The sequence below is a fragment of the Novosphingobium sp. GW835-FHT14H07 genome (assembly GCF_058793515.1).
Genome location: NZ_JBXAFX010000004.1, coordinates 41,158 through 57,018 on the forward strand (window position 1 = coordinate 41,158; position 15,861 = coordinate 57,018).

15 protein-coding genes are annotated in these 15,861 nt (G+C 64.3%); 7 read left to right on the top strand and 8 right to left on the bottom strand.

Features of this window, described 5'->3' with window-relative positions; all coding sequences use genetic code 11:
• Nucleotides 1-2: 2 nt before the first annotated feature.
• From AC1Q5P_RS05175 to AC1Q5P_RS05195, 5 genes are all read right to left on the bottom strand, one after another.
• Entirely contained in the window at nucleotides 3-1,406 is a 1,404-nt protein-coding gene (locus AC1Q5P_RS05175; protein WP_492518326.1) for a sugar transferase, read from the bottom strand.
• A gap of 201 nt (nucleotides 1,407-1,607) precedes the next feature.
• Entirely contained in the window at nucleotides 1,608-2,630 is a 1,023-nt protein-coding gene (gene holA / locus AC1Q5P_RS05180) for a DNA polymerase III subunit delta (RefSeq protein WP_492518327.1), read from the bottom strand.
• A gap of 7 nt (nucleotides 2,631-2,637) precedes the next feature.
• Entirely contained in the window at nucleotides 2,638-3,069 is a 432-nt protein-coding gene (lptE, locus tag AC1Q5P_RS05185) for an LPS assembly lipoprotein LptE (protein ID WP_492518489.1), read from the bottom strand.
• Nucleotides 3,070-3,127: 58 nt separating this feature from the next.
• A complete protein-coding gene (gene leuS / locus AC1Q5P_RS05190) occupies nucleotides 3,128-5,677 on the bottom strand; it encodes a leucine--tRNA ligase (RefSeq protein ID WP_492518328.1) in 2,550 nt (849 codons plus the stop codon).
• An 85-nt stretch (nucleotides 5,678-5,762) separates the two neighbouring features.
• The gene (locus AC1Q5P_RS05195; RefSeq protein ID WP_492518490.1) at nucleotides 5,763-6,170 is read right to left on the bottom strand and encodes a DUF3576 domain-containing protein; all 408 of its coding nucleotides are present in this window, start codon (nucleotides 6,168-6,170) and stop codon (nucleotides 5,763-5,765) included.
• A 521-nt stretch (nucleotides 6,171-6,691) separates the two neighbouring features.
• Between AC1Q5P_RS05195 and AC1Q5P_RS05200 the strand changes: the two genes are divergently transcribed.
• Both AC1Q5P_RS05200 and phbB read left to right on the top strand, forming a co-directional pair.
• On the top strand, nucleotides 6,692-7,438 hold the full coding sequence (locus tag AC1Q5P_RS05200; protein WP_492518329.1) for a hypothetical protein: 747 nt from the start codon (nucleotides 6,692-6,694) through the stop codon (nucleotides 7,436-7,438).
• A 153-nt stretch (nucleotides 7,439-7,591) separates the two neighbouring features.
• Nucleotides 7,592-8,314 carry an acetoacetyl-CoA reductase gene (phbB, locus tag AC1Q5P_RS05205; protein WP_193828941.1) on the top strand — a complete coding sequence of 241 codons (723 nt, stop codon included), beginning with the start codon at nucleotides 7,592-7,594 and terminating at the stop codon, nucleotides 8,312-8,314.
• 45 nt (nucleotides 8,315-8,359) lie between these two features.
• On the opposite strand, the gene AC1Q5P_RS05210 is transcribed toward phbB, so the two are convergent.
• On the bottom strand, nucleotides 8,360-9,130 hold the full coding sequence (locus AC1Q5P_RS05210; protein ID WP_492518330.1) for a DUF4019 domain-containing protein: 771 nt from the start codon (nucleotides 9,128-9,130) through the stop codon (nucleotides 8,360-8,362).
• 62 nt (nucleotides 9,131-9,192) lie between these two features.
• Between AC1Q5P_RS05210 and AC1Q5P_RS05215 the strand changes: the two genes are divergently transcribed.
• On the top strand, nucleotides 9,193-9,453 hold the full coding sequence (locus tag AC1Q5P_RS05215) for a ribbon-helix-helix domain-containing protein (protein WP_492518331.1): 261 nt from the start codon (nucleotides 9,193-9,195) through the stop codon (nucleotides 9,451-9,453).
• Here the strand turns inward: AC1Q5P_RS05215 and AC1Q5P_RS05220 are convergent.
• Both AC1Q5P_RS05220 and AC1Q5P_RS05225 read right to left on the bottom strand, forming a co-directional pair.
• On the bottom strand, nucleotides 9,423-9,644 hold the full coding sequence (locus AC1Q5P_RS05220) for a hypothetical protein (RefSeq protein WP_492518332.1): 222 nt from the start codon (nucleotides 9,642-9,644) through the stop codon (nucleotides 9,423-9,425). The two genes, AC1Q5P_RS05215 and AC1Q5P_RS05220, sit on opposite strands and share 31 nt — an antisense overlap.
• A gap of 46 nt (nucleotides 9,645-9,690) precedes the next feature.
• On the bottom strand, nucleotides 9,691-9,993 hold the full coding sequence (locus AC1Q5P_RS05225) for a hypothetical protein (protein ID WP_039335329.1): 303 nt from the start codon (nucleotides 9,991-9,993) through the stop codon (nucleotides 9,691-9,693).
• A 201-nt stretch (nucleotides 9,994-10,194) separates the two neighbouring features.
• Here AC1Q5P_RS05225 and AC1Q5P_RS05230 point away from each other — a divergent pair, with 201 nt between their 5' ends.
• The 4 genes from AC1Q5P_RS05230 to metH are packed head-to-tail and all read left to right on the top strand — an operon-like array spanning nucleotide 10,195 to nucleotide 15,840.
• Nucleotides 10,195-11,202, top strand: a complete 1,008-nt coding sequence (locus AC1Q5P_RS05230) for an ArsR/SmtB family transcription factor (protein ID WP_492518333.1) — start codon at nucleotides 10,195-10,197, stop codon at nucleotides 11,200-11,202.
• Nucleotides 11,199-12,140 carry a methylenetetrahydrofolate reductase [NAD(P)H] gene (gene metF, locus AC1Q5P_RS05235; protein ID WP_492518334.1) on the top strand — a complete coding sequence of 314 codons (942 nt, stop codon included), beginning with the start codon at nucleotides 11,199-11,201 and terminating at the stop codon, nucleotides 12,138-12,140. Before AC1Q5P_RS05230 ends, metF begins: the two co-directional genes overlap by 4 nt.
• Complete coding sequence (locus AC1Q5P_RS05240) at nucleotides 12,137-13,198, top strand: homocysteine S-methyltransferase family protein (RefSeq protein ID WP_492518335.1); 1,062 nt, start codon at nucleotides 12,137-12,139, stop codon at nucleotides 13,196-13,198. Before metF ends, AC1Q5P_RS05240 begins: the two co-directional genes overlap by 4 nt.
• A 5-nt stretch (nucleotides 13,199-13,203) precedes the next feature.
• Nucleotides 13,204-15,840 (top strand): methionine synthase, encoded by a 2,637-nt coding sequence (gene metH, locus AC1Q5P_RS05245; RefSeq protein ID WP_492518336.1) that lies wholly within the window; start codon nucleotides 13,204-13,206, stop codon nucleotides 15,838-15,840.
• Nucleotides 15,841-15,861 lie beyond the last annotated feature (21 nt).

The following is a 15,861-nucleotide window of genomic DNA, read 5'->3' on the forward strand; positions in this document are numbered from 1 at the left end:
CGTCAGAACGCGCGGTCGTGAACGAGCACGCGCGCGGTGTTGACGATGATCTTGATGTCGCGCCAGATCGTCCAGCCATCGAGATACTCGAGGTCAGCCTGGAGACGGTCGGCCAGATCATTCTCGGTATCGGTAGCCCCGCGGAAACCGCGCACCTGCGCCAGGCCGGTGAGGCCGGGCTTGAGCGAATGGCGCAGCCAATAGCGGTGATCCACTTCCCAGAACAGCTTGTCGCCCGCGAGCGATCCGATGGCATGAGGCCTCGGTCCGACGATCGACATCTCGCCACGCAGCACGTTGAAGAGCTGCGGCAGTTCGTCGATGCTCGTCCGCCGGATGAAGCGACCGATGCGGGTGATGCGGTCATCGTCCTTGCTGGCCGAGCGGTTGCCTGATGCATCCAGCTTTTCGACCCGCATCGAGCGGAACTTGAAGATCGGGAAGAAGCGATTGCCGCGCCCGGTCCGCTTCTGCACGAAGAAGATCGGGCCCTGGTCTTCCAGCTTGATCAGCAGCGCCACGAGCAGCAGCAACGGGGCAAGCGCCAGCACCGCCCCGCCGGCCAAGGTCATGTCGAGAGCGCGCTTCACGGCACGGGCGCGCAAGCCAAGCGGCCCGCTGGCGACGATCAGCGCGCCATAGTCCCGTTCACGGCGAGCGCCGATGACGCCCAGCTTGCGCACCTCCGGATCGACAATCTCGCCGGACACATTGGCGCTCTTGAACACGAGGGCCCATGACGTGCGCCGATCCGGCGGGCAGGTCACCAGCACGCGATCCATGTTGAGCATGTAGAGGCCAAGCCGATCCATCATGTGCGGATCGCCCAGATCCGGCGCGAGATGATGCTCCCGCGCATCGATATGGAAGGCGTGCGGAATGCGCAGCGCTGCGCCACCGTCGTCGATCAGCAGGGTGTTGATGGCAACTTCGCCGCAGCGTGCCTGGATCAGCGGGCGAACCAGGGCGCGGACCCAGAGCAGCAGCGCGAGACTGAAGGCGAGGCCAAGGATGGCCGAGACGCGGGAGAAATCTTCCGTGCTCTTGGTTGCAAAGCCGACAAACAGCAAAACGGCTTCGGCGCCCAGAAGCGACCACGCAGAGCGCAGGCGGGCGAAGTTCGGGCGGCGCAGCGACTTGATCGTGTAGACCTGCAGGCTCAGCGCGATCGTCCAGTAGATCGGCAACATCACCTGGCTGTGCAGGAGCGATGCCGCATCGGCAAAGTTGCCAAGATAGAGCCAGCTTGCAGCGCCGAAGCCACCGAGGATTGCCAGGCCATCAGCCAGCAGGAGCGCAACGTAGAGTTGCAGCCTGCGCTGCTCCAGGGACGGCGCCAGCGGAAGCGTTATCCGCTTCCGGCTCTGCGACTCGCGCATCTCGTCTGCCGAAATGTGCACTGTCATCGCGTTAGCTGCCCCTTCAGTCCGCTTGCCGGCATCAACAGGATGATGCCTTGGTCAGGCGGGCGATTGATCGAATCCCTGTAGCGACCAATGCTTATCTTTATTGCACTGCGCAGAAATACCTAGAGCTGCCTCTATGGCAAGCACCTAAGTGTCCCGATGTGACGCAGGCCACACTACAGGACGGAAAACCGCCACGCTTCATCGTGACGCAGCACGAGCGATCTCTGCCAGCCCCTGCGCAAGGGCGAGTTCCCCGTTCCGGTTATCGGCGATTAGTGTGCGGTGCAGCAAAACCAGTCTTTCGCACAGGCGGACAAGGCGCGGCCCGCGCCAGCGCTTGAGCTGCTGGGTGAGGTCAGCGCGGTCACGGAAAAACACCCGACGCGCATCGCTTTCCTGTTGCATGAAAGCATTTACGTCTCCGCGTTCCCCAAGCCGACCAGCGAGTTGGACCAGCTGCCCGGCGCGGCGTTCAAGTGCGAGGACCAGCCCGACCGGGTTCATGCCCTGTTCGCGCATGCGGGATAGCTCGGCGGGAATGCGCCGCACCTCACCCCCAAGAACGGCGTTGACCAATGGCATCATGCCGTCGTCCTCGCTGACGGCGCAGACTTCGTCGAGGTCGGCCGCCGTCGCTGTTCGCGGCGCCTGCGGGCTGGCATCGAGATAGAGAGCGATCTTTTCAAGCTCGCTTCGGGCCATGCGCGTATCGAGCGCGGTCGCGCGCGCGACTCGCTCCGACAGCTCGTCCGTCATGCGCACACCCATCGCATCGGCCGAACTCCGGATCGCACTGGCGACCGATTTGAGGTCTGGCGGATGGAACATGCCGACCAGCGCATCGGCGCGACTTTCCAGCAATTTCGCAATGCGCGACTTGTCCGTGGCCGAACTGGCGACGATCAGGACAGGCCAGCCGTCAACGGGGCTTTGCAGCAGGGTTTCGACGGCGTCGTGCGCATCGTCGCCGGTCGCCCGGACATGAATGATCCGCCTGTCGCCGAACAGCGAAACCGAGCGCGCCTCGTCGGCGAGGCGCACCGGGTCGCGCTTGAGTTCGGCCCCGCTCAAATCGACCTTCTCGGCCTCGCCCAACATGCCTGCGATCTTTGCGGCGGCATCGCTGGCACCGGATTCATCCGGTCCGCAGAAATAGAAGATGCGGCAGTCTTTTGCCGCGCGCGCCGCACTTGCCGAAAAGTTTTTCTGGGTAACCTTCACGCCCGTCTCAGGAGGGCTTGCGCAGGCGGACCGAGACGCGTGTGACGATCTGATCGGCCACTTCCTGTGACAGGTTTTCAAGCGCCGTCTGTTCGGCCGCGATCACCGCGTATTCGCTGTTGACCACATCGAACCCGGCGTCCGATCCCGCGGTCGCATCAAGGACGACCTCACCGTTCTGCGTGTCAACCAGCTGGTAGCGGGCGCGCAGGGTGCGGCGTTCGCGCGTGATGGCGTCGTTGGAAAGCTGGCCAAGCCCCTCCACGCGATCGTCCAGCCGGACATCAAGACGATAGCGCGCGCCAGTCCCTGCCGCGCCAGCGCCCAATCGGTCGACCAGCGCATTGCGAACGAGCCAGCCGGACTGCCCCTCGATCGGCGAGATGGTGACGTCGGCAAGCGCGCGGGCCACCTCGCCTTTGCCGCCGCCTGCGTACATTGGCTGCAGGCCGCAGCCCGAGAGCAGCGCAAGCGGCGCGAGGATCCGGACGAGGCGCTTAGGCGACAAGATTCACCAGACGGTCAGGCACGACGATCACCTTCTTCACTTCCGCCCCTTCAAGTGCACGCTGCACTTTCTCGGAAGCGAGGGCAAGGCGTTCGAGGTCTTCCTTCGGCGTCCCCTTGGCCACAGTCAGGGTATCGCGAAGCTTGCCCTTGACCTGGATGGCAACGGTGACTTCATCATCGACCAGCAATGCCGGATCGACTTCGGGCCAGGCCTCGTCGGCGATCAAGCCGGTACCGAAGCGCGCATGCGCTTCTTCGGCAAGATGCGGCATCATCGGTGCGACGAGCAGCAGGACCTTCCTGATCGCGGCGGAGCGGCTGGCCGAAGGCGCAGCCTTTTCAATCGCGCCGGTCAGTTCGTAGATCCTCGCCACGGCCTTGTTGAAGCCCAGTGCTTCGATGTCGGAAGCAACCGCGTAGACGGTCTGGTGCGCCTTGCGGTCAAGCGCCTTGTCTTCGCCCGCCGCAGCAGCGTCGTACTGGCCGAACAGGCGCCACAAGCGCTGAACGAAGCGTGCGCAACCCTCGATCCCGGCTTCGGACCACGGCAGGTCGCGCTCGGGCGGGGAATCCGACAGCATGAACCAGCGGATCGCGTCCGCACCGTACTTTGCGACGATCTCGTCCGGGTCCACGACGTTCTTCTTGGACTTGGACATCTTGATGACCCGGCCGACCTCGACCGGCGCACCGTCAGCTTTCAGAGTTGCGCCATCACTGCTGCGTTCAACTTCGGTGGGCGAGTAGAACACCGGCTGACCATTCTCGGGATTCCGGCGCTCGTATGTCTCGTGCGTGACCATGCCTTGGGTGAACAGGCTGCCGAACGGCTCCGTCACCTCGATCTTGCCGATGCGGGCAAGCGCACGGGTCCAGAAGCGCGCGTAAAGCAAGTGCAGGATCGCATGCTCGATCCCGCCGATGTACTGCTCCACCGGCATCCAGCGCTTGATCTCGTCGGGATCGAACGGGCGATCTTCCGGCTGGCTGGCAAAGCGCAGGAAGTACCACGACGAATCGACGAAAGTGTCGAGCGTATCGGTCTCGCGCCGGGCGGCATGGCCGCATTGCGGGCAATCGACATGCTTCCACGTCGGATGCCGGTCAAGCGGGTTGCCGGGAACGTCGAAGCTGACGTCCTCGGGCAAGGTCACGGGCAGCTGCTTCTTGGGCACCGGCACAACGCCACACACCTCGCAGTGCACGAACGGGATCGGCGTTCCCCAATAGCGCTGGCGCGAGACGCCCCAGTCGCGCAGGCGCCACACCGTCTTGCCTTCGCCCCATCCTTCGCTCTGTGCGCGGCCGATGACGGCAGCCTTGGCCTCGGCGACGTTCATGCCGTTGAGGAAGTCGGAGTTGACCAGAACGCCGTCTCCGGCCTCGGCTTCACCGGCAAAAGGCTTGTCGGCATCTGCCGGATCGGAGGCAACCACGCGCAGGATCGGCAGGCTGTATTTGGTGGCGAAATCAAAGTCGCGCTGATCGTGCCCTGGCACAGCCATGATCGCACCGGTGCCGTATTCCATCAGCACGAAGTTGGCGATGTAGACCGGCAGGTACTTGCCCGTCAGCGGGTGCTTCGCGCCGATGCCAGTGTCGAAGCCCAGCTTCTCGGCCGTTTCCAGTTCGGCGGCGGTGGTGCCGCCCTTCTTGCACAGCGCGATGAAATTGGCCGCTTCGCAGTTTACCGCCGCGACGCCCTGCGCGATCGGATGGTCCGCAGCGACGGCAACGAAGCTTGCGCCGAAGATAGTGTCGGGGCGGGTGGTGTAGACCTCCACGCTCTCGCCATTGGAAAGGTCGAAGCGGAACTGCAGGCCCTGGCTCTTGCCGATCCAGTTCTCCTGCATCACGCGGACCTTCTCGGGCCACTTGTCGAGCGTCGAGAGGCCTTCGAGCAATTCGTCGGCAAAGTCGGTGATCTTGAGGAACCACTGGTTGAGCTTGCGCTTCTCGACCAGAGCGCCCGAACGCCAGCCGCGTCCGTCGATCACCTGCTCGTTGGCCAGCACGGTCATGTCGACCGGGTCCCAGTTGACCGTCGATTCCTTCCGGTAGACCAGGCCGGCTGCGTAGAGGTCGAGGAAGAGCGACTGTTCGTGGCCGTAATACTCCGGCTCGCAGGTCGCGATCTCGCGGCTCCAGTCGAGCGCGAAGCCGAGGCGCTTCAGCTGCGCCTTCATGTTGGCGATGTTGTCGCGCGTCCAGCCACCGGGGTGGACGCCCTTTTCCATCGCCGCGTTTTCCGCCGGCATGCCGAAGGCGTCCCACCCCATCGGGTGCAGCACCTCGAATCCGCGCATCCGCTTGTAGCGCGCCAGTACGTCGCCCATCGTGTAATTGCGCACGTGGCCGATGTGGATGCGGCCCGAGGGATAGGGAAACATCTCCAGCACGTAGCTGCGAGGCTTGGTGCTGGAATCGTCGGCGCGGAACGACTGGCGGCTGTCCCACACCTGCTGCCAGCGGGTGTCGGCGATTGCGGGATCGAAGCGCTCGGGAGCAGAGTTGGCGGGAGCAGTGTTCTCGGTCATGCGCGCTCCTCTAGGGAGCGCTGGCGCGACACGCAAGATTCGCCTCTCGGCAGATCAGGCCGGCCCTTTGCTCTGGACCGGAGCCTTATCCTGTGATTGCGGCGCGGCGCAGATCGCGCGCCTTGCTCAGGATGATGTCTTCAAGCTTCTGCACGGTGGCGGCCTGGACAGGGGCATCAATCCACTGGCCGTTCTGCGAGACCTGACGGCTGGCGGCAACGCGCAGCGCATCGGCGCGCAAGTCCTGGTCGACGATCGAGACAGTCACCTTGACGCGCTCGCCCGGGTTCTTGGGGTTGGCATACCAGTCGGTCACGATCACGCCGCCGTTGCTGTCAGTCTGCAGCAAAGGCATGAACGAAAGCGCATCGAGCGTTGCGCGCCACAGGTAGGCGTTGACGCCGATCGTGGTCACCTGGCTGGCGGCGAGATCCGCCCGCGGGCGTTCCTTCTTGCCGCAGCCGGTGACAGCCAGGGCCATGGTCCCGATCATCAGCCCACGAAGAATCAGCTTGCGGGTGCTCTGCGCGGTCTTGACGGTCATGGTCACTACGAAACAGTCCTTGCTTGCGGGCAAGCCGTTTCCGGGCATTGCCGCAGGTTTGCGCGCATGTGAACGCGCGTGATCGGAAGAGCCTCTATCACCGGCGCGCGCCATGCGGCAAGCACGATGAACGAGGCACGAAATTGCGTGGCCAAATGGTCAAGCCCCGCGTGAACCGTGACTGAACATCACATGTCCTGCACAGCGGCAAAGCGCAGTCGCTTGCCAGGCACCTGTGGATATTGCGCCACACCTCACAAGGAAGAGTCTTTCGCCGCTACTTCTATCTGGTGTGGGACTGGAAACCTTCACGCATTAGAGGTATTGCGTAGAACAGTCCGAGTGGTGCGCGGAGTCGTTATGACGGCAAGCCGCTCTCGGTAGCATAATGGGGCGGATTACAGCCCGGGTTGGGGTAGAACGGACGTATCATGGTCGGCAACGGCAACAGGGCTGCAGGTAAGGGTGCGATGCGCCGCCGCCTGCGCGCGCCTGTGACGCTCGGGCTGGCGGTCGTGGTGGGTCTTGCCCTTTCGCCAACGGTCACCTCCGCCTTCTCCAGCGGTTTCGACATGGCGCCCGTCAGCCTTGCGGCGCGTGGTGGCATCGGTTCGTTCACGCCGGCATCGGTAGACGAACGCCTTGCTTCGCAGATCACCGTGCGCGCGCTCAAGAACGGCAAGCTGTTCCGCTTCACGCCTACCGGCACCGATACCCGGCCGACTCGTTCGGTTACCGTTGCGGTCCGTGTCGATGCGCTGAATTCGTCGAACTTCGCGGTCCGCACCGCAATGGCCGATACGGCACAGCCGGGGGCTTCGCCGGTCCGCATCGCGCCGATGGCGTTCAACCTCGGCATGGCCCGTGGCTACGCCAGCTTCGCATCGCCAGCTGCCGCACCTTCGCCTTTGCATGACCTGCAGCGGATCGAAATGCCCGATCTGGCCAAGTTCAAGGCTACCGGCGCGGCGTCGACGCCCAGCCGCTTTGCGCCCCGGATCGAAGCCGAAGGCCGCGATCAGGCTGGCCGCGCGCCGCGCACTCTTGAGGGCCAGGGCGATTACCAACTGGACCTTGGCGGCAGCTATCGCCTGACCAAGAACCTGAACGTCACCGCGGGCGTACGTTACTCGCCCGAGCGTGATCGCCTGCGTCCGCTGACCGATGGCAAGCAGGACAATCAGGCCGTCTATGTCGGAACCCAGTTCCGCTTCTGATCTCGGTCAGCATCCGACAATATTGGCTTCATTGCTGCAGCAATTCTGTGCTGTGTTTCCTCGTTCTTTTGCAGCATTTACGTATTCGGCAACTTGTCGCATCTCCGTCATGAACCTACCCTACCCGCGAGAGGGAACAACGGAGGGTAAAGCATGTCGCGAGTTGCAGTGGTTACCGGCGGTACGCGCGGAATCGGTCAGGCGATCTGCCTGGCACTAAAGGCGCAAGGGCGCACGGTTGTCGCCAACTATGCAGGAAACGAGGAAAAGGCCCGCGCCTTCACCGCGGAAACCGGAATTCCCGCCTACCGCTTTGACGTGGGCGATCATGAAGCCACGATCAACGGCTGCGCACAGATCGCCGCCGAAGTCGGTGAGATCGACATCGTCGTCAACAATGCCGGCATCACGCGCGATGGCGTGCTCCACAAGATGAGCTTCGATGACTGGAACGAGGTGATGCGCATCAACCTCGGCGGATGCTTCAACATGGCCAAAGCCACATTCCCCGGCATGCGCGAGCGCGGCTGGGGCCGCATCGTCAACATCGGTTCGATCAACGGCCAGGCCGGGCAGTACGGCCAGGTCAACTATGCCGCTGCGAAGTCCGGCATCCACGGTTTCACCAAGGCTCTGGCGCAGGAAGGCGCAAAGTACGGCGTGACCGTCAACGCAATCGCGCCGGGCTACATCGACACCGACATGGTTGCCGCCGTGCCGGCGCCGGTGCTGGAAAAGATCGTTGCCAAGATCCCGGTGGGCCGTCTCGGCCACGCAGAGGAAATTGCTCGTGGCGTCGCCTTCCTCACGGCGGACGAGGGCGGTTTCGTCACTGGCTCGACCATGTCGCTCAACGGCGGCCAGCACATGTACTGATGCGCAAAGGCCCCGCCTCACGCAGAGGGCGGGGCCTTTGCCTGCTTACTCGACGGTTATGGCAGTCACCTTCCAGCCGCCGTCTTCCGACGCCATTTGCAGCGTTTCGGTCACGTCCCCCGCCTTCGCGTAACGCGCCTTGAAGGTCACGGTCCAATAGCCATTGGGCGGTGCAGGCGTGAAATCGACCTTCTCGAGCCTGCGTGTGATCGGCTGGCCGACACGGCCCCTCACGCCCTCGGAGGCCTTCGCCCACCAGTCCACGGTGTTGAGCAACTGGAACGATTTGTGCGTTGTCTGCCAGCTTGCGGCCCAGTCATCGCGGTCCACCAAGGCAAGGAACGCCTCGGCGGAGCGCACCGCCGCCTGCTCGCTGGCAGGAGTTGACAGGACGGCGGGCGACGAAGTGGTGACCGTGACTGCTGGCGACTGGTCGGTGCCGGAAAGCGCGGTCAGGGCTAGCAAGGCAAGGCTGATGGTCATGGCAGATCCTCCGATGATCCAGCCGAGGCGGCGCGATGTGCTGTCGGCCCGGTCTGGTTGGCCCATCGGATATGTCCCGGCGCGCTCGGTGGCTGCCCCGATTCCGTTGTCCACAAACGATTTGTGTGCAGGCCCTTCGATCTCGTGCAGCAGGCGCGCAGCCTCGCGGCTGCTGGCCGTGCCCATCTTGCGCCGCGCCTCGCGCAGGCGTTCGTGGATCGTATGCACCGACAAACCGAGGTGCCGGGCGATCGACTTCGCGTCATGCCCGCCCAGCAACAGGCGCAGGGTCTCCCTTTCCTTCTCGCTCAGTGCTTCGTAGCCGGTTGCCATCATGCAGGGGCTAGAAGCGAAGCCGGTTGCCGGCCACCCCCAATAATTCGTATCCCTGATGCATGACCAACCCGTACCACCCGCCGGTAAAGCGCTCGGTCGAGATTGCCGGACACAAGACTTCGATCAGCCTTGAGCCGATGTTCTGGGAAATGTTGCGCGAAGCCGCTGCCGCCGAGGGCATGCCGATCAATGCACTGGTCGCGCGGATCGATGCCGAGAGGATCAGGGTGGAAGTGGCGCCAGGGCTCGCCGGCGCTATCAGGCTGTGGCTCGTGGCGCGTCTGCGCGGTCAGCTTGCGGACGGCATGGGCGCATCCTGAGCGGGAACCGTGGCCTCCGGCAGGGCAGGCTGCGCGCGCGCATCGAGCATCTCTGCCGCAGCATCCAGCGCCCTGGCGTCATCGCGTGATACACCACCGGGCTTCTCGTCCTCGCTTGTACCACACGCGCTGACAAGGCCGACCAGTGCAGCGAAAGCGAGTGTGCGGAATGTGTCGCGGAGCTTCGCCATGGCCAATATTGCGGGCGGCGTGTGAGCGCGCCGCCCGCTTCTGTACTTACTGCGCCGGGGTCTGCGGATCTTCGCCTTCATCAGCCGCAGCCTGTGCCGCAGCTGCCACCGCTGCCGCATTGTTGGCAGTGTCGCGCACGGCGTTGGCTTCGGCATCCGCTGCTGCCGAAGCATCAACCACTGGTGCCATCGGAGCGGCGGCGGCCGAAGGCTCCATCGCCGGCAGTTCGTCTGCGGGCATTTCCACCGTGTCCTCGGCAGCTGCTTCGGATGCATCGTCGGACTTGCCGCATGCCGAAAGGGCAAGGGCTGCTGAGGCGACGATCGCGAGGCTTGCGTACTTTTTCATCGAATTCCCTCTCTGGGCTGTTTCTGGGCTGTTCGCGGACGGAACTCCGCCCGGCGGGGAGCCGAACGAGGCTGTTCTATAAGTGGCCAGTGGCTAAGGCAAATGCATCCTTGCCCTTGACGGGAGGAACCGTAACAATTGATATAACGCAATCGTTATATCCGTTGACACGTATAAAGGTTTCTTTATATGCCCTTCCGCATGGCCATCCACGACGCCATTCGCGCGCTTGACGACCCGACGCGCCTGCGCATCCTGCGCCTCCTCGCCAGCATGGAGCTGGCGGTGGGCGAAGTGGCGCAAGTGCTGGGGCAAAGCCAGCCGCGCGTGTCGCGCCATATCAAGATCCTGTGCGATTCGGGCCTGGCAGAGCGTCGCAAGGAAGGCGCCTGGGTGTTCCTGCGCAGCTCGATCTCGGAAAGCGCGGACAGCCCGCTGGCCGCAGCGCTCGCGCGGCTGCTTGCCGTGGCCGAGCACGAGGACACCGCATTCGGCCGTCGCTGCGCCGAAGACCGCCAGCATCTCGACGCGATCCGCGCCTCTCGCGAATCCCATGCGCTCGACTGGTTCTCACGTCATGCCGAAGAGTGGGACGAGTTGCGCTCGCTCCACATCGAGGACGGCCCGGTCGAAGCCGCGCTGACCGAGATGCTGACAGGCCTTGCCGGACCAGTCGGTCTTGGCCGCATGCTCGATGTCGGCACTGGCACCGGCCGCATCGCCGAACTGCTGGCACCGCATGCCAGCCACGTCGTCGCCTTCGACAAGAGCCCCGACATGCTGCGCATTGCCCGCGCCAGGCTCCAGCACTTGCGGGCTGACAGCGTCGAGCTGGTGCAGGGCGATTTCGCGCAGATCCCATTCGCCGCGCGCAGCTTCGACACGGTGCTGTTCCACCAGGTTCTGCACTATGCCCAGGCACCCGAAGCCGTCCTGGCTGGCGCTGCCCGCGTCACCGCGCCGGGCGGTCGCATCGCCATCGTCGATTTCGCCGCGCACGATCGCGAAGATCTGCGCCAGACCCACGCCCACGCGCGCCTCGGCTTCTCCGATGCCCAGATCGAGGCGATGCTGCGCGACGCCGGTTTCGTGCCCCACGAAACCCGCGCGCTCGCGGGTCATGAACTCGTCGTCAAGCTGTGGACCGGCACGCGCCGGGAAGACAGCGTGGCGCAACTTGAACCACGGCAAAGCCGGAAAGCCCCATGAACGCCAGCTACGATCAACTTCGCGAAGCCCGCACTGCCCTCGACACCCCGCTCTTCGCCGGGCTGCCGGGCGACATCAACGTATCGTTCGAATTCTTCCCGCCGAAGACGGACGCGCTGATGGCGCAGCTTTGGGACGTGGTCGAAACGCTGGGGCCGCTGCAGCCGAAGTTCGTCTCGGTCACCTACGGCGCGGGCGGCTCCACCCGGGACCGCACCCACGGCACTGTCGCCCGCATCATCAGGGAAGCCCGCCTTCCCGCCGCCGCGCACCTGACCTGCGTCGATGCCAGCAAGGCCGAGATACGCGAAGTCGCCGAAAGCTACTGGGAAGCGGGCGTGCGCCACATCGTGGCCCTGCGTGGCGACATGGGCGCACCCGGCGTGCCGTTCACGCCGCACTCGGACGGCTATGCCAACGCTGCCGAACTGGTGGCCGGCCTGAAGCAGATCGCTCCGTTCGAGATTTCGGTGGCCGCCTATCCGGAATCCCACCCGGATTCGCCGAGCAGCCAAGCCGACATCGACAACCTCAAGCGCAAGCTTGATGCCGGTGCCACCCGCGCGATCAGCCAGTTCTTCTTCGAGCCCGAAACCTTCTTCCGCTTCCGCGACAAGCTGGCAGCAGCGGGCATCGACGCACCGGTGCTGCCCGGTATCCTCCCCGTCTCCAACGTCGCCCAGACGCGCAAGTTTGCCGCGGCCTGTGGCGCCGCGATCCCGGCCTGGATGGATGGACTGTTCGAAGGGCTGGACACCCATCCCGCCTCGCGCCAGCTCGTCGCCGCGACCATCGCTGCCGAATTCTGCCGTCGCCTCTATGCCGGCGGCGTGCGCGATTTCCACTTCTATACCCTCAACCGCGCCGAACTGTCCTACGCGATCTGCCACCTGCTTGGCCTTCGCCCCAAGGCTCCGGCGCTGGAGAAAGCCGCGTGACCTTGCTTCCTTCCGCCGCCCGCACCGCTTTTCTTGAGCAGGCTGCCAAGCGTATCCTGATCACCGATGGTGCGTTCGGCACCGAGATCCAGAACTTCAAGCTGTCCGAAGCCGACTATGCCGGGACGCTGGGCCTGGCCAAGGACCAGAAGGGCAACAACGACATCCTGGCGCTGACCAAGCCCGAGGTGCCGGAATCGATCCACCGCGCCTATTTCGAGGCCGGGGCCGACATTGCCGAGACCAACACCTTCAGCGCCAACCGCATCAGCCAGGCTGACTATGCCGCCGAACATCTGGTGCGCGAGATCAACGTGGAATCGGCAAGGCTCGCCCGCCGCGTAGCCGATGAATTCACCGCGAAGGATGGCCGCCCTCGCTTTGTCGCCGGTGCCATTGGACCAACCAACAAGACCCTCTCCCTCTCGCCTGACGTCAACGACCCCGGCTTCCGCGAGATCGACTGGGACCACTTGGTCGACGTCTATGCCGAGCAGGTCCATGCCCTTGTCGAAGGCGGCGCGGACTTCATCCTGATCGAGACGGTGTTTGATACCCTCAACGCCAAGGCCGGCGTCATGTCGGTGCGCCAGGTCGAGAAGGAACTCGGTCGGGAGATCCCGATCATGATGTCGATGACGCTGACCGACCTTTCGGGCCGCAACCTTTCGGGCCACACGGTCGAGGCATTCTGGTACGCGATCCGCCATGCCAAGCCGCTCACCATCGGCCTCAACTGCTCGTTCGGCGCCACCCAGCTGCGCCCGCACGTGAAGGCGCTGTCGGAAATCGCCGACACGCTGATCATGGTCTATCCCAACGCCGGCCTGCCGAACGAGCTCGGCGAATATGACGAGATGCCGCAGACCACGGCGGGCCTCGTCAAGGAATGGGCCGACCATGGACAGGTCAACGTGCTGGGCGGGTGCTGCGGCTCCACTCCGGCTCACATCGCGGCGATGGCGCAGGCGGTGCAAGCCCTGCCGCCCCGCAAGATAGCCGTGCCTGCCACCGTTACCCGCCTCGCCGGGCTTGAACCTTTTGTAATGGCTGCCTGATTTCCATGACCGATACATTTACCGGCTCGCGCTTCGTCAACGTCGGCGAGCGCACCAACGTTACCGGCTCGGCCGCGTTCAAGAAGCTGATCCTTGCCGGCGACTACGCCAAGGCCGTCGAAGTCGCGCGGCAGCAGGTCGAGAACGGCGCGCAGGTGATCGACGTCAACATGGACGAGGGCCTGCTCGACGCTGTCGAGGCCATGACCACGTTCCTCAAGCTGATCGCTGCGGAGCCCGACATCGCGCGCGTGCCGGTGATGATCGACAGCTCGAAGTGGGAAGTCATCGAAGCCGGTCTCAAGTGCGTTTCAGGCAAGCCGATCGTCAATTCGATCAGCATGAAGGAGGGCGAGGACGCCTTCCTCCACCACGCCCGCCTGTGCATGGATTATGGCGCCGCCGTCGTCGTCATGGCCTTCGACGAGAGGGGCCAGGCCGACACGAAGGACCGCAAGGTCGAGATCTGCGAACGCGCCTACAAGCTGCTGACCGGCATCGGCTTTCCGCCTGAAGACATCATTTTCGATCCCAACGTCTTTGCCGTCGCTACCGGCATCGAGGAGCATGACAACTACGGGCTCGACTTCATCGAAGCCACGCGCGAGATCAAGGCGCGCTGCCCGCACGTCCACATCTCGGGCGGCTTGTCCAACCTCTCGTTCAGCTTCCGCGGCAACGAGACGGTGCGCCGCGCCATGCACTCGGTGTTCCTCTACCACGCCATTCCGGCTGGCATGGACATGGCCATCGTCAACGCCGGCCAGCTCGACATCTACGACCAGATCGACCCCGTCTTACGCGAGGCTTGCGAGGACGTGGTGCTCAACCGCGCGCCTGCCGCAGGCGGTGACCAGACCGCGACCGAGCGCCTGATCGAGCTTGCCGAAAGCTACAAGGGCAAGGACAAGGTCGCCGAAAAGGAAGCCGAGGAATGGCGCGGCTGGGACGTCGTCCGCCGCCTCGAACACGCGCTGGTCAAAGGTATCGACGCTTTCGTCGTCGAGGATACTGAAGAAGCCCGCGCTGCCATCGCTGCGCGGGGCGGTCGCCCGATCGAAGTGATCGAAGGCCCGCTGATGGAAGGCATGAACACGGTCGGCGACCTGTTCGGTTCAGGGAAAATGTTCCTGCCGCAGGTGGTGAAATCGGCCCGCGTGATGAAGAAGGCGGTTGCCCACCTTATCCCCTTCATCGAGGCGGAGAAGGAAGAGGGCGCCAAGGCGAAAGGCCGGATCATCATGGCCACCGTCAAGGGGGACGTTCACGACATCGGCAAGAACATCGTCGGCGTGGTCCTGCAGTGCAACGGCTATGAAGTGATCGACCTGGGCGTGATGGTGCCGTGGGCGACGATCCTCGACGTTGCGCAGAAGGAACAGGTCGACATGATCGGGCTGTCCGGCCTGATCACGCCATCGCTCGACGAGATGGTTACCGTTGCCGAGGAAATGCAGCGTGCGGGCATGACCATTCCGCTGCTGATCGGCGGCGCGACGACCAGCAAGGTCCACACCGCGCTGCGCATCGATCCGGCCTACGATGGCCCGGTCGTCCACGTGCTTGACGCCAGCCGCGCCGTGGGCGTCGCTTCGCAGCTCTTGTCCGATACGCAGGCCCAAGGCTTCATCAAGGCCACTGCCGCCGATTACCAGCATGTCCGCGATGCGCGTGCAGGCAAGGGTGCCTCGAAGCTGCTCAGCCTCGAAGACGCGCGCCTGAATGCCTTCGCGCCGGACTTCTCGGAAAAGGCCCCGCCGCCCGAACAGCCCGGTCGCCACGTCTTCGAAGACTGGGATCTCAAGGATCTGGTCGAATGCTTCGACTGGACGCCGTTCTTCCGCTCTTGGGAGCTTGCTGGCACCTATCCGGCCATCCTCGATGACGAAGTGGTGGGCGAATCTGCGCGCAATCTCTACGCCGATGCCCGCGCGATGCTGGAAAAGATCATCGCAGAGAAGTGGCTGACGGCCAAGGGCGTCGCCCAGTTCTGGCCCTGCGCCCGGCACGGTGACGACGTCATCCTGCACCCGAACGACGACGAGCTTTCGGTGCGCCTGCCGTTCCTGCGCCAGCAGTTCATCAAGAGCCGCGGCCGTGCCAACTTCTGCCTTGCTGACTTCATCGACCCGGCGGGTGACTGGATCGGCGGTTTTGCGGTCGGCATTCACGGCATCGACGCACACCTCGCCCGCTTCAAGGCCGACAACGACGACTATTCGGACATCCTGCTGAAGGCCCTGGCCGACCGCTTCGCCGAAGCCTTTGCCGAGCGCCTGCACCAGTATGTCCGCACCACGCTCTGGGCCTATGCCCCTGGCGAGCAGCTGACCAACGAGGCACTGATCCGCGAGCAGTACCGCGGCATCCGCCCGGCGCCCGGCTATCCTGCCTGTCCGGACCACACGCTCAAGCCGATCCTGTTCGACCTGCTCGATGCCACCAACACGGCGGGCATCACGCTTACCGAATCGCAGGCGATGCTGCCGACCTCGGCTGTCTCGGGCTTCTACTTTTCCCACCCCGAAAGCCAGTACTTCGGCGTCGCAACCATCGGCCGCGATCAGCTCGAAGACTATGCCGGCCGACGCGGCTGGGACGTGCCCGCCATGGAGCGCTGGCTGCGGCCGAATCTCGATTGATGCAGTGCGAGCCGGCCTTGG